13 protein-coding genes are annotated in these 13,183 nt (G+C 57.0%); 1 reads left to right on the top strand and 12 read right to left on the bottom strand.

Translation table 11 applies throughout. The features are described from left to right. Positions 1 to 16: 16 nt before the first annotated feature. The 12 genes from F3J26_RS01765 to pdxB form a co-directional block, all read right to left on the bottom strand. Positions 17 to 589: a UbiX family flavin prenyltransferase gene (locus F3J26_RS01765; RefSeq protein ID WP_166990886.1), complete on the bottom strand. Its 573-nt coding sequence runs from the start codon at positions 587 to 589 to the stop codon at positions 17 to 19. Between the two features lie 21 nt (positions 590 to 610). Then, positions 611 to 1,282 carry an ArsR/SmtB family transcription factor gene (locus tag F3J26_RS01760; RefSeq protein ID WP_166862568.1) on the bottom strand — a complete coding sequence of 224 codons (672 nt, stop codon included), beginning with the start codon at positions 1,280 to 1,282 and terminating at the stop codon, positions 611 to 613. 65 nt (positions 1,283 to 1,347) lie between these two features. After that, positions 1,348 to 2,760 carry an MFS transporter gene (locus F3J26_RS01755; RefSeq protein ID WP_166990883.1) on the bottom strand — a complete coding sequence of 471 codons (1,413 nt, stop codon included), beginning with the start codon at positions 2,758 to 2,760 and terminating at the stop codon, positions 1,348 to 1,350. Between the two features lie 135 nt (positions 2,761 to 2,895). After that, complete coding sequence (gene purF / locus F3J26_RS01750) at positions 2,896 to 4,413, bottom strand: amidophosphoribosyltransferase (RefSeq protein ID WP_008459723.1); 1,518 nt, start codon at positions 4,411 to 4,413, stop codon at positions 2,896 to 2,898. A 37-nt stretch (positions 4,414 to 4,450) separates the two neighbouring features. Continuing rightward, the gene (gene cvpA / locus F3J26_RS01745; protein WP_008459721.1) at positions 4,451 to 4,936 is read right to left on the bottom strand and encodes a colicin V production protein; all 486 of its coding nucleotides are present in this window, start codon (positions 4,934 to 4,936) and stop codon (positions 4,451 to 4,453) included. A 299-nt stretch (positions 4,937 to 5,235) separates the two neighbouring features. Further along, entirely contained in the window at positions 5,236 to 5,952 is a 717-nt protein-coding gene (gene dedD / locus F3J26_RS01740; RefSeq protein WP_166990880.1) for a cell division protein DedD, read from the bottom strand. Then, the gene (gene folC, locus F3J26_RS01735) at positions 5,942 to 7,210 is read right to left on the bottom strand and encodes a bifunctional tetrahydrofolate synthase/dihydrofolate synthase (RefSeq protein ID WP_166990877.1); all 1,269 of its coding nucleotides are present in this window, start codon (positions 7,208 to 7,210) and stop codon (positions 5,942 to 5,944) included. The genes dedD and folC overlap by 11 nt, the downstream gene beginning before the upstream one ends. Positions 7,211 to 7,274: 64 nt before the next feature. Further along, positions 7,275 to 8,195: an acetyl-CoA carboxylase, carboxyltransferase subunit beta gene (accD, locus tag F3J26_RS01730; RefSeq protein WP_008459714.1), complete on the bottom strand. Its 921-nt coding sequence runs from the start codon at positions 8,193 to 8,195 to the stop codon at positions 7,275 to 7,277. A gap of 138 nt (positions 8,196 to 8,333) precedes the next feature. After that, positions 8,334 to 8,993, bottom strand: a complete 660-nt coding sequence (locus tag F3J26_RS01725) for a DedA family protein (protein WP_008459711.1) — start codon at positions 8,991 to 8,993, stop codon at positions 8,334 to 8,336. Between the two features lie 25 nt (positions 8,994 to 9,018). Continuing rightward, the gene (gene truA, locus F3J26_RS01720) at positions 9,019 to 9,834 is read right to left on the bottom strand and encodes a tRNA pseudouridine(38-40) synthase TruA (RefSeq protein ID WP_008459710.1); all 816 of its coding nucleotides are present in this window, start codon (positions 9,832 to 9,834) and stop codon (positions 9,019 to 9,021) included. Continuing rightward, positions 9,834 to 10,847, bottom strand: coding sequence for an aspartate-semialdehyde dehydrogenase (locus F3J26_RS01715; RefSeq protein ID WP_039305160.1), 1,014 nt, complete (start codon positions 10,845 to 10,847; stop codon positions 9,834 to 9,836). Before F3J26_RS01715 ends, truA begins: the two co-directional genes overlap by 1 nt. A gap of 69 nt (positions 10,848 to 10,916) precedes the next feature. Continuing rightward, positions 10,917 to 12,053, bottom strand: a complete 1,137-nt coding sequence (pdxB, locus tag F3J26_RS01710) for a 4-phosphoerythronate dehydrogenase PdxB (RefSeq protein WP_166990874.1) — start codon at positions 12,051 to 12,053, stop codon at positions 10,917 to 10,919. 114 nt (positions 12,054 to 12,167) lie between these two features. Between pdxB and flk the strand changes: the two genes are divergently transcribed. After that, positions 12,168 to 13,172, top strand: coding sequence for a flagella biosynthesis regulator Flk (gene flk, locus F3J26_RS01705; RefSeq protein ID WP_166990871.1), 1,005 nt, complete (start codon positions 12,168 to 12,170; stop codon positions 13,170 to 13,172). Positions 13,173 to 13,183 lie beyond the last annotated feature (11 nt).

Genomic DNA, 13,183 nt, shown 5'->3' with positions numbered 1-13,183 from the left:
GCACCGCAGCAGTGCATTACTTGTGTTCACCCCAGCGAACGAACAGATCTTCGGGCAGCTCAAGGTCAAACTGATCCAGCACCCGGTTGACCGTCTGGTCGACAATATCCTGCAGCGTTTGCGGGCGATGATAAAAAGCCGGCACTGGCGGCATGATCACCGCGCCCAGCTCGGACGCCTGGGTCATCAGGCGCAGGTGCCCGAGGTGCAACGGCGTTTCGCGAATGCAAAGCACCAGCGGGCGACGCTCTTTCAGCACTACGTCCGCCGCACGGGTCAGCAGCCCATCCGTATAGCTGTGCACGATGCCGGACAGCGTTTTAATCGAGCACGGCAGCACCGCCATTCCCATGGTCTTAAACGAACCAGAGGAGATACTGGCGGCGATATCCCGTGAGTCGTGCACAACATCCGCCAGGACCTGCACATCACGCAGCGAGTAATCGGTTTCCAGCGCCAGCGTCTGGCGCGCCGCATTGCTCATCACCAGGTGGCTTTCCACCTCCGGCAGCTGCTGGAGGATCTGCAGTAAACGCACCCCGTAAATGGCGCCGCTTGCGCCGGAAATACCGACAATCAGTCGTTTCATTCATCACCTTTTCTCACCCTTTCAGGATGACCATTTCGACTCAACTCGCAACCCGGCCGCCTGCCAGCCAGGAAAACCATCATCCACGCGCTGCACCATAAAGTCTTTCTGGCGCAGAAACGCCACTGCCTGTCTGGAAAGTACGCAGAAACGCCCACCGCAGTAGGCCAGAATATCCCTGTCGCGAGGTAAATCAGACAGGTGCTGCTCCAGCTTCTCCAGCGGAATATTCAGCGCACCGGGAATATGGCCGGCGGAATAATCTTCCGCGGAGCGAACATCCAGCAACAACGCGCCCTGCTCCAGCCTGGCCAGCAGCGCTTCAATGGAAACCCCCTCCAGCCGCTGCGGGTTGTAGAGACTCTCCGTCGCAACGCGCTGCATTTCGCTGTGCTGCCAGGTATTAAAATTGTGCAGAGCAGAAAGCACGTTTGCCACCGGCCCTTCGCCTTCGCGGTAAAAAACCTGCTTCCCGACGCGCCGCGACTGTACGAACCCGGCCCGCCTGAGCTGCTGTAAATGCTGGGAGGTATTGGTCACGGAAAGGCCGGTTGTCTCTGCCAGTTGCTCAACTGAACTTTCGTGCTGAAAAACGGCCTCCAGCAAGGCAAGACGATGGGGATGCGCCATCGCGCGAGCAAGACCTGCCAGTATTTCTAGTTGGCCCTGCGGGCTCCCCATCACTTTTTTCATCCACGCTGCCCGTTATCCGCTAAACGCCGCCGATGTTAGCATTGCCGCCCCTAAAGTGACAGATATCACCTGGCCTGCCGACTCAGACGTATTGCTAAAAGCGTCGCACCGGCCGGCGCCAAAGCGAAGGCGCCAAACAACGCCATACTGGCCGCGCTGGCCCCTTCAACCCCTCCGGGTGAGGTGATGCCGGCCCCGTTAGTAATAACCCCGGCCAGGGCGGCGGCGAGCGCCGTCGCGTAAAGCTGCACGGTGGTAATGGAGGCCGACGCCAGCGTTTCTTCCCCGGGCGATGCCGCCTGAAATACCTTCGTTAAAAGATGAGGCCAGGCAAGACCAATCCCGAACCCAACGCCCGCCAGCGCCGTACCGCAGGCAACCACGCCCGCCGGGCCGTTAAAAGGTGTCGGCATAATAATGGACAGCGTGACCAACGACACAAGCACCACCAGCGGCCCGACGCAGATTATCCGCTGCGACATTTTTGAACTGACTGAAGCGCTACAAAGCGCCGCCAGCGTCCAGCCACCGGCCATCATTGCCGTCAAATAACCGGCAGACAACGGGCTGAATAGATGGATGAGCTGCAGAAAGTATGGCACGTAAATTTCCGTCGTCAGGCCAATGACCAGCAGCGCCATCATCGCATAAAGCAGGCCAATACCGCGCGTCGGGGAATAAGCGCCGCGAGGCAGCAATTTTGCCGCGTCCGGCCTGCTGTCCAGGCGAGCGATGAGCCACCCTAGCCCCAGACCAACAGCTATTCCGGAGATATTCAGGGCCAAAGAACCGCCCAGCCCGGCGAGGGAAATGGCTAGCACAGACAGGACCAACAGCGAGATGGTGAGTACGGGCAATCGTGCCTCACCGGCTTCAGGCTTCGACATGCTTCTAAATTGCACCATCACAATCAGGGCAAGCACGGCGGCTATCGGCAGCAACGCCCAAAACGCAAGGCGCCATTCGCCGATCTCCGCGAAAACACCGCCGATCGCCGGGCCGCATAGGGTTGCGATGCCCCACATGCCGGAAACCAGCGCCATAGCCCGGGACCATAGCGGAGCCTCAAAGGCGACGCGGATCAGCGCGTAGCTCAGCGCAAACAACACACCACCTCCGAGTCCCTGCACCACTCTCCCCAGGAGCATGACCGGCATGGAGGGTGCCAGCGCGCAGATTACCGCCCCGCAGGAAAACAGCAGCAGGGCCGACAGGTAGGCCATCGCCGCGCCCTGCCGCGCAATCAGCTTCGCAGAGATGGCGGAGCCTACAATCGACGCGGCGACAAAGAGCGTGGTGTTCCACGCATACCAGGCCAGGCCGCCAATCTCCTGAATGACGGTCGGCAAAATCGTGGTGACGATATAAATATTAATGGCATGCAGCGCCACACCGCCGGCGAGGGCCAGGGATCGCAGCCCGTTATGGCCGCTAAGCAGCGTGGCCCAGGAGGCATTTTGACTCGTAATGTCTGACATTCACTCTTCCATCTATCATTCCATAAAGTAATGGAATGATAGAATGAAAAACCAACCACAATTTGTCTCTCTGTGCATCGGGCATAAAAAAGCCCACGGGGTAAACCGTGGGCCTGTAAACGAGGGCGGCTTAGCTTAGCCTTCGTTGTGCATCTCTAAGTTTTCCACTTCGTTCTGACGCGCCAGCGCTTTGGAGTCGTCGTTACGCAAGGATTCGAGATACTGCAGGTATTTGTGGTCAACGTCTTTCGTCACGTAGATGCCGTTAAAGACGGAGCATTCGAACTGGGTGATGTCCGGGTTTTCCACGCGTACCGCCTCGATCAGATCGTCCAGATCCTGGAAAATCAGGCCGTCGGCGCCGATGATCTGGCGAATTTCATCCACTTCGCGGCCGTGAGCAATCAGCTCGTTGGCGCTCGGCATATCAATGCCGTACACGTTAGGGAAGCGAATTTCCGGCGCAGCGGATGCCAGGTAAACCTTTTTGGCACCGGCTTCACGTGCCATCTCGATAATCTGCTCAGAGGTGGTGCCACGCACGATGGAGTCATCCACCAGCAGCACGTTCTTGTCGCGGAATTCAGCGCGGTTGGCGTTCAGCTTACGGCGCACGGATTTACGGCGCAGCTGCTGGCCTGGCATGATAAACGTGCGGCCCACGTAGCGGTTTTTCACAAACCCCTGGCGGTACGGCTTCTCAAGAATGCGGGCGATTTCCAGCGCGATGTCGCAGGAGGTTTCTGGAATCGGAATGACCACGTCGATATCCAGGTCTTCCCATTCACGGGCAATTTTTTCGCCAAGCTTTTTCCCCATCTCAACGCGCGCGCTGTAGACGGAAATCTTGTCGATGAAGGAGTCCGGGCGAGCAAAGTACACGTACTCGAACAGGCAAGGATTGCTGACCGGGTTGTCGGCGCACTGGCGGGTGAACAGCTGGCCTTTCTCAGTAATGTAAACTGCTTCGCCCGGCGCGATATCACGCAGGAATTCAAAGCCCAGAGTGTCCAGCGCCACGCTCTCGGAGGCCACCATGTATTCGGTGCGGCCATCGCCCAGATCGCGTTTGCCGATCACCAGCGGGCGGATGCCGTTCGGGTCGCGGAAGGCAACCATGCCGTGGCCGATAATCATCGCCACGCAGGCGTAAGCGCCGCGAATCTGGCGGTTAGTGGCGGCGATAGCAGCAAAAATGTTGTCTGCTTCCAGCGGATAATGGCGGAAGTTATCCAGCTCGCTGGCAAAGATATTGAGCAGGATTTCAGAATCAGAAGTGGTGTTAATGTGGCGGCGCTTTTCTTCGAACAGTTTTTTGCGCAGCTCGTGGGCATTGGTCAGATTACCGTTATGCGCCAGCGTAATCCCGTAAGGCGAGTTGACGTAGAAAGGCTGAGCTTCAGAAGCGCTGGAACTGCCGGCTGTGGGGTAACGCACGTGGCCAATACCCATATTCCCCTGCAGACGCTGCATGTGACGGGCTTCAAACACATCGCTCACCAGGCCATTCGCTTTACGCAGACGGAAGCAATTTAACGCGTCGATGGTGACGATGCCTGCGGCATCCTGGCCACGGTGCTGAAGCACCGTTAACGCATCATAAATCGACTGGTTTACCGGCATGAAACCGGCGATACCGACAATACCGCACATGTTGTCTTTTCCTCATTAAGCCACATCCCCACTACGATTAGCGGGGCAAGAAACTTGACGAGCTTTGCAGATAGTCAAAGAACCATCTGATGATGAAACTGAATTGTGGGATAAGCTGCGACTTTTGCCAGTCATCGCTTTTCGAAAAACCGGTAAAGGTATCCAGGAAGAACAGAATGGCGGAGACGATCAGTACGCCACGCAAGGCGCCAAAACAGATCCCCAACACCCTGTCTGTACCCGACAGGCCGGTTTTTTGCACCAGCGCGCTAATCACATAATTGACTATCGCACCAACAATCAGCGTCGCGATAAACAGCACCGCGATAGCTATCCCATTACGTACCAGTTCGTCTTCAAAGCCAGTGAACCAGACTGACAGATAAGTGTAGTAATGACTGGCGACAAAGAAAGCACATCCCCAGGTCACAAGCGATAACGCTTCCTTCACAAACCCACGTATTACGCTTACCAGACAAGAAAAACCGATAACCGCAATGATGGCGTAATCTATCCAGATCATGAAAAAATCTCGTGATAAATTGCCCTGACGTCCAGTTCGGGGCGAATTCTAACAGAAAAAGAAAACGTTTGCGTAGGGATTTCCTTCCCCCGCGTAAATAAATAATGGCGTTGAAAAAAGCATCAACGCCATTAAAAAAGTGCCTGTTTTGCCTTCACTCCGTTGGGGGGAAGCGACGATGTACCGTCGTTTTTCCCCTCACCCTAACCCTCTCCCCAAAGGGGCGAGGGAACAGTATGGTGCGATATTTTTCCCCCTCTCCCTTCCAGGGAGAGGGCCGGGGTGAGGGTCACCGGCGACTACCTTGGCGAATAATTCATCACCACGCCGTTCAGACCAGAAAGCGAATTCAGTTCGCCCAGCGAAGACTTCAGCTTATCTTTCGAGGCATCCGGCCCGACCAGAATACGGGTAATTTTCCCCTGCACAGGCGTGGTCGGCGAGGTGTAAACCTTGAACCCGGCCCCGCGCAGTTTACCAACAATTTCATTCACTTTGTCCGCATTTTTCAATGCGCCAAGCTGCACCACATAGGCTTGCCCGGTCGGGGCTTCGTCGGCAGTTTTTTCCGCCTTCGACGGCTGTTCGGAGGCCATCGCAAGCTGCTGACCAGTGTTATCATCAGCGGCAGGTTTAGGCTGCGGTTTTTCCACCGGCTTAGGCTTTGGTTTTTCCTGCACGGGCTGCGGCTTAGGCTGTTCGCGCGCGACAGGCACTTCGTCAACGCCCGCAGAGCCTTCGTTCGGGATAGCCCCGCTGTTCAGCCCCGGCGGTACGGAAGCGCCCGCCCTTACCTCTTCCGCCGCGCCTTCCGGCGGCTGCGCTGGCAAAGCCTGAGTAGCCGCCGGCAGCATATCGGGCTCGTCGCTGTCTCCAGGTTTTGGCACCAAAGGAATGGCCGCGAACTCATCCTGATAATGTTTTTTCTGCCCGTCCAGCAGACCCGGCAGCACAATCACGCCCAGTGCGACCAGAATAATGGTTCCGACTAATCGGTTTTGAAACTTACTCGCCACCTGCTCTCCCCGCGTCCAGTACTTCCATTACATGGGCCACCGTGTGGAACGAACCACACACCAGCACGGTATCTTCGGCCGTTGCTTCCGCCATGGCGGCATGCCATGCGTCCGCCACGGTTGCAAATGCTTTGCCGTGACCAAGATGGGCCATAAGCTGCTCTGCGCTTGCGCCTCGTGGCCCCTCCAGCGGAGCACAATACCAGCTATCGACCTGAGGCGACAAACAGGCAAGCGTTCCGGCTATGTCTTTATCGTGTAGCATGCCAATCACCGCCAGCACACGACCCTGTTTTGGTAGCGCCGCCAGGCGACCCGCAAGGTAAGCCGCCGCGTGAGGGTTATGGGCAACATCAAGAATCACGCGCGGTGCCTGAGACACAATCTGGAAACGCCCCGGCAGCGTGGCATGTTCGATGCCATAGCGTATCGCGTTTTCACTCACGTTCAGTTTGCTGGCACGTAAAGCGGCCAGCGCCGTGGCGGCATTGGGCTGTGGAACCAGCGGCAGCGGCAGATCTTTAAGCTCGCCGTTAGCGTCCCGGAACGTCCAGCCTGTGCCTTTAACTTCATAATCCCAGTCAACGCCGCGGCGCAGTAATTGCGCGCCCTTCTCCTGCGCCACATCGGCAATCGTCTGCGGCATATCTGGCTCGCCCACAACCGCAGGGTTATCTCTGCGGAAGACGCCGGCTTTTTCACGGCCAATGCTCTCACGGTCCGGGCCAAGCCAGTCGGTGTGATCGAGCGCAATGCTGGTGACCACAGCCACATCGGAATCCACAATATTGGTGGCATCCAGACGCCCGCCAAGGCCAACCTCAAGAATCACCACGTCTACCGCCTGCTGCTTAAACAATAGCAAGGCCGAGAGCGTTCCGTATTCAAAATAGGTTAAGGAAATATCTCCGCGAGCGGCCTCAATTTCGGCAAACGAGGCGGTATGCAGGGCTTCAGGCAACTCTTCACCCTGAATGCGCACGCGCTCGGTGTAACGCACCAGATGCGGAGAGCTATAAACCCCTACTCGATAGCCGTCGGCCATCAGCGCGGTTTCAAGCGTACGGCAGGTGGTGCCTTTCCCGTTCGTGCCGGCCACGGTAAAAACCGTTGGCGCAGGTTTCAGCACATCGAGCTTGCGCGCAACGTTGCTGATGCGCTCAAGGCCCATATCGATAGTGGTGGAATGAAGGTTTTCAAGATAGCAAAGCCACGTGGCCAGGGGCGACGTGGCTTGAGGAATAAGGTCTTTGTCCATGATGCCCACTTAACATGCACATAAAGAAAAGGGCAGAACCTGCTGGCCTGCCCTTAGTTGCGAATCAGGCCTCTTGACCCTGTTCCGGTGCTGGCGGAACCACGATGGGCTCACGCGGGGCTTCCGGGTTTGGCGCTGGCAGATTCATGAACTTCGCCAGGATGCTCGCCAGTTTCAGGCGCATTTCCGGACGACGAACGATCATGTCGATAGCGCCTTTTTCGATCAGGAACTCACTGCGCTGGAAGCCCGGCGGCAGTTTTTCACGAACGGTCTGCTCGATAACGCGTGGACCGGCAAAGCCAATCAGCGCTTTCGGCTCGGCAATGTTCAGGTCACCCAGCATCGCGAAGCTTGCGGAAACGCCGCCCATGGTTGGGTCAGTCAGCACGGAGATGTACGGCAGACCGCGTTCCTGCATTTTTGCCAGCGCAGCGCTGGTTTTCGCCATCTGCATCAGCGACATCAGCGCTTCCTGCATACGCGCCCCGCCGGAAGCGGAGAAGCACACCATTGGGCAGTTGTCTTCCAGCGCCTGCTCAACGGCACGAACAAAACGCGCGCCAACTACGGAGCCCATTGAGCCGCCCATAAAGGCGAACTCGAAGGCCGCAGCCACAACAGGCATACCGTGCAGGGTGCCTTTCATGACAACCAGCGCGTCTTTCTCGCCGGTCTCTTTCTGCGCGCTAACCAGACGATCTTTGTACTTCTTGGAGTCACGGAACTTCAGCAAATCTTTTGGCTCAAGCTCGCTCCCCAATTCCACCATTGTGCCTTCATCTAACAGGCTATGCAGGCGATCGCGGGCCGACATACGCATGTGGTGATCGCACTTAGGGCAGACACCAAGATTGCGTTCCAGCTCGGCGCGGTACAGGACCTGGCCGCAGCTGTCGCACTTGGTCCACACCCCTTCAGGGATGCTCGCCTTGCGGGTGGGAGTAATATTGCTCTTATTGAGAATTCGTTCAATCCAGCTCATTGATGACCTTTCTGCTTGAACCTGGTCGATACCAGCTTTTCTGCGGCAGTTTTCCCTGCCCCAGACCATAAATGGTGCTCATTAAAACACAACGGCCCGCTACTTTGGATAAAAAAGTGGTCGAACCGCTGCCACGTATTATTTTGACTGCCGCGACGCCGCGCGTTTGTGGCGAATAACTTCCACCACGCCAGGCAAAATCGACACCACGATAATTGCCACAATCAGCAGCTTCAGGTTTTCCTGTACCACCGGCAGGTTACCGAACAGGTAGCCCGCGTAGGTGAACAGCAAGACCCACAGCAGTGCGCCGACGACGTTATAGAACGCAAAATGGCGATAGGACATGTGCCCCATCCCGGCGACAAACGGTGCGAAGGTTCGCACAATCGGCACGAAGCGCGCGAGGATAATCGTTTTTCCGCCGTGACGCTCGTAAAAAGCGTGAGTTTTATCGAGATAACTGCGGCGGAAGATTTTTGAATTCGGATTACTGAACAACTTCTCACCAAACAGCCGCCCGATAGTGTAGTTCACCGCATCGCCGATGATGGCGGCAATCACCATCAAAATGACCATGTAATGCACGTTCAGGTCGTTGGTTTCCAGCGACGCCAGCGCGCCCGCCACAAACAGCAGTGAATCACCCGGTAAAAACGGCGTAACTACCAGCCCGGTTTCGCAGAACAAAATCAGGAACAGAATAGCGTAAACCCAGACACCGTATTGTGCCACTAGCTCGGCCAGATGCACGTCGATATGCAAAATGAAGTCGATGATAAAACGGATGAAATCCATCAAAGTATCCTTTCTTAAGCAGCAATCAATCGGCTAAAAAAAGCGGCCCCATCGGCAGACGCGGCAGCGCAAAGTGGTCGGGGTAATCCACCGACACCAGGTACAGCCCTTCCGCCTTCGCGGTGGCAGCGGCCTTAGTGCGGTCCTTCATTGCCAGCAGATCGGCCATCCAGGTTTCAGCCTGGTTGCCGCAGCCGACTTCCATCAGGCTACCGACGATGTTGCGCACCATGTGGTGCACAAAAGCGTTGGCCTTAATGTCCACCACGATGTAAGCGCCGTAGCGGTTTACCGTAATGTGCATCATATTGCGCCATGGGGTGCGGGACTGGCACTGCACCGCACGGAACGAGGTAAAGTCATTTTCCCCCAGCAGGCTCTGCGCGGCGCGGTGCATTTTATCCGCATCCAGAGGCAGATGAAAATGGGTTACGCCCTGCTGCAGAATGGCCGGACGCAGGCGGTGATTATAAATCACGTAGCGATAGCGGCGAGCCGTGGCGCTAAAGCGGGCATGGAACTCAGACGGCACATCTTTTACCCAGCGCACGGCGATGTCACCAGGCAAATTCGTATTGACGCCCATCGTCCAGGCCGCATCTTTGCGCACCGCGCTGGTTTCAAAATGCACTACCTGGCCCGTGGCGTGAACGCCCGCATCGGTACGCCCTGCGCAAAACACGTTAATCGGCTCATTGGCCACCTGAGACAGCGCTTTTTCCAGTTTTTCCTGCACGCTGCGCACTTCGTTTTGGCGCTGCCAGCCGTAATATTTACTGCCGTCGTACTCAATGCCGAGCGCGATTTTATGAAGCGGAATTTCGCTTAGCACTTCGGACATCAGTACATATACTCCTGCACCAGTTTCTCAGCGGTTTTTATCGCCATCAGCGCGCCGCCAAAGCGAACGTTATCGGCGACTGACCAGAACTGGATTTGCTCCGGCATACCGTAATCGTTGTGTACGCAGCCAATAGAAAGATGGCCGCTACCGGACGCATCCGCCACCTGAGTCGGGAATTCTCCCTCTTCAGACAGCTCAATATCTTCTGCCTGAGCAAACGCATCGCGGGCTTCTTCTGCCGCCAGCGGGCGCAGCGCTTCAAAGTTGACGATTTGGGCATGGCCATAGAACACCGGCGACTGCACAAGGCTGGCGGAGATCATTAAGCCATCGTCCTGCAGCACTTTACGCACTTCATTCACCAGGCGACGCTCTTCCCGCACGCTGCCTTCGGCGTCCGGCACCAGCGGCAGCATGTTGAACGCCAGCTGGCGGCCAAACAGGTCTTCTTCATCAATAGGAATGCCGTTCAGCAGACGGGCGCTTTGCCCGGCCAGCGCGTCTACGGCCACTTTGCCGCGCGCAGAAGCAGACAGCAGACTGGTCACCTGAATACGTGACAGGCCACCCTGCTCAATCAACGGTTTCAAAGCGCTCAGCAGTTGGCTGGTCAGGCTGTCCGCCACGGCCACCAGATTACGGTTACGGTAATCACTCAGCACGAACGGGTTCACATCCGGCACAACCAGCGGCACGTCCGGCTCCAACGAGAAAAGACCGCTTGAGTCAATCACCAGACAGCCCGCGTTGGTCGCTTCTTCCACATAGCGAGCGGAGGCTTCAACGCCCGCGACGAAGAACGCCAGCTGAGCCTGCGTCCAGTCAAACTCTGCCGCGTCCTGCACCAGGATAGTTTTGCCTTCATAACGCAGATTTTCACCGGCGCTCTCGCCGCGCGCCAGGGCATACAATTCACCAACCGGGAACTGACGTTCAGCAAGCAGTTCAAGCAAAGCTGAGCCTACGGCACCGGTGGCGCCTAAAATGGCAATATTCCAGCCTTCGGACATGTTGGTTTACTCCAGAAAATAGAACAGATGCTCCCCGGGACGTCGCCCCAGGGAGCCAGAAGATATTGCTTAGCGAAGCGGGTGATGTGCCGCGCTAAAGCCAAGTTTTTGCAGCATGCCTGCCGCGTCGGCATCGTCACACTGCACATACAGCGATGACCACTCGCGGCGCTCCAGGTAGTTCTTACGCAGCTTGTCGAATTCACCAGGCTGACCGGCTACCTTTCGCAGCGGCGCGTTGTCGCGGCGCACATCATACACCAGATGCACCAGTCTTTTGAGCGTGGGCTGATCGAGCGGGCCTGCCAGCGTGATGCGGCCAAACTCCGGCGGAGGCAGAAGTGAATCCAGCGCCACTTTTTGAGAATGGCCGATAAAATCGCTAAAGGCTTCAAAGACCTGAGTAGTACCGCGAGCCTTACCTTCAAGCGTATAGCCCGCAATGTGCGCCGTGCCAATATCGACCTTGTCGAGCAACTCGACGTTGAGATCCGGCTCCGGCTCCCAGACGTCCAGCACAACGCTGAGATTCTGCCCTGCTTTTAAGCATTTCAGCAATGCGTTGTTGTCCACTACCGGGCCACGACAGGCATTAATCAGAATAGCGCCAGGCTTCAGGCGGCTAATCAGCGCCTCGTCCGCCAGATGCAGCGTTTTATACTCGCCGGATTTAAACAGTGGCGTATGGAAGGTGATGACGTCGGCTTCCTGCACCAGCGTTTCCAGCGAAACGAAATCGCCTTCATCACCGCGATTGGCTCGCGGCGGGTCGCACAGTAAGGTACGCACGCCCCAGGCTTCCAGACGCGCCTGAAGACGGGCACCAACGTTACCCACGCCGACGATGCCGACTGTCCGGTTTTTCAGCTCAAAACCATCACGTTCGGCCAGCATCAATAAGGAGGAGAACACATACTCAACCACGGCAATCGCGTTGCATCCAGGAGCGGCAGAGAAAGCCACCCCGGCACTTTGCAAATACGCTTCATCAACGTGATCGGTTCCGGCCGTGGCCGTCCCGACAAATTTGATCCCTTTACCGTCCAGCAGTTCGGCATTCACTTTGGTGACCGAACGAACCATCAACGCGTCAGCATCCGTTAACGCATCCACCGGAATCGGACGTCCCGGCACGGCAGTCACCTCGCCCAGGCGGCTGAAAAGTTCGCGGGCATAGGGCATATTTTCATCAACGAGGATTTTCACCTGAGTACCTGTCTGTTAATCGTCGAGATAAGGCCGGATAGTGTGCCATAATCTGACGTCCGGGCATAACGAACTACTTGCGAATGTTTTGTCGCACTTAAGGATCATTTAATAATGCAACCCATTCAGGGCGCCACGCCGCGTCCTCCGGGGGAACCTCCCTCCGCACCGTCTGCCGCCGGCGAACAGCCGCTTTCCACCCAGCAACGTACCGTGCTGGAGCGCCTGATCACCCGGATCATTGCGCTTAGCCAACAGCAGAGCGCTGAAGTGTGGGCGGGCCTTAAGCACGATCTGGGACTCAAAAGCGAGACGCCGCTGCTGTCTCGGCATTTCCCCGCCGCTGAGCAGAACCTGAATCAGCGCCTGACCAGTGCGCAAACCACGCTGGCAACGCGTCAGATCATTCAGCAACTGAGCGATTTGCTGCCCCAGGGCAATAACCGCCAGGCGGTGAGCGACTTTATCCGCCAGCAGTTTGGCCAGACGGCGCTGAGCCAGCTCACGCCGGACCAGCTCAAAACCGTGCTGACGCTGCTGCAAAACAACCAGCTCGCCATCCCTCAGCCGCAGCAGCGCCCGGCCACCGACCGCCCGCTGCTCCCCGCCGAGCACAACAGCCTGAACCAGCTTGTCACCAAACTCGCCGCGGCAACGGGCGAGTCCGGGAAACAAATCTGGCAGTCAATGCTGGAGCTGTCCGGCGTGAAAACCGGTGAACTCATTCCGGCTAAGCACTTTGCTTTGTTGACAACCTGGCTCCAGGCAAGGCAAACGCTGAGCCAGCAGTCTGCGCCTACTTTGCACAGCGTGCAGGCGGCCCTAAAGCAGCCGCTTGAGCCGCAGGAGTGGAAAGAGATGGTGGATTACAGCCAGCAGCGCTTCCAGGCCACGCCGCAAACGATACTGACGACCGCGCAGGTACAGGACATTCTCAATCAGGTGTTTTTAAAACGCGCCGAGCGACAGCCAGCTACGATTGAAGTGCGTGATATTCAGCCGATCTACAACCCGATGTTTAGCGCAATTATCGAGCCGATAAAGGCGCTGAGCGCGAGGCCTGGTCTGGCGTTGATCGCGCTGGTCGTGGTGGTGATTTTGCTCTGGCTGGTGATCTAGTTCCTCACCCC

Origin of the sequence: Enterobacter sp. Ap-867 (assembly GCF_011752855.1) — a bacterium.
Lineage (GTDB): Bacteria > Pseudomonadota > Gammaproteobacteria > Enterobacterales > Enterobacteriaceae > Cedecea.
This window is presented reverse-complemented; position numbering and strand designations above follow the sequence as displayed.

Excerpts from the sequence above, each read along its gene's own strand:
- folC (WP_166990877.1), bottom strand. The coding sequence starts at position 7,210 with ATGGACAAAGACCTTATTCCTCAAGCCACGTCGCCCCTGGCCACGTGG.
- F3J26_RS01765 (WP_166990886.1), bottom strand. The coding sequence starts at position 589 with ATGAAACGACTGATTGTCGGTATTTCCGGCGCAAGCGGCGCCATTTAC.
- purF (WP_008459723.1), bottom strand. The coding sequence starts at position 4,413 with ATGTGCGGTATTGTCGGTATCGCCGGTTTCATGCCGGTAAACCAGTCG.
- F3J26_RS01715 (WP_039305160.1), bottom strand. The coding sequence starts at position 10,847 with ATGTCCGAAGGCTGGAATATTGCCATTTTAGGCGCCACCGGTGCCGTA.
- flk (WP_166990871.1), top strand. The coding sequence starts at position 12,168 with ATGCAACCCATTCAGGGCGCCACGCCGCGTCCTCCGGGGGAACCTCCC.
- accD (WP_008459714.1), bottom strand. The coding sequence starts at position 8,195 with ATGAGCTGGATTGAACGAATTCTCAATAAGAGCAATATTACTCCCACC.
- truA (WP_008459710.1), bottom strand. The coding sequence starts at position 9,834 with ATGTCCGAAGTGCTAAGCGAAATTCCGCTTCATAAAATCGCGCTCGGC.
- F3J26_RS01760 (WP_166862568.1), bottom strand. The coding sequence starts at position 1,282 with ATGAAAAAAGTGATGGGGAGCCCGCAGGGCCAACTAGAAATACTGGCA.
- F3J26_RS01725 (WP_008459711.1), bottom strand. The coding sequence starts at position 8,993 with ATGGATTTCATCCGTTTTATCATCGACTTCATTTTGCATATCGACGTG.
- F3J26_RS01755 (WP_166990883.1), bottom strand. The coding sequence starts at position 2,760 with ATGTCAGACATTACGAGTCAAAATGCCTCCTGGGCCACGCTGCTTAGC.
- cvpA (WP_008459721.1), bottom strand. The coding sequence starts at position 4,936 with ATGATCTGGATAGATTACGCCATCATTGCGGTTATCGGTTTTTCTTGT.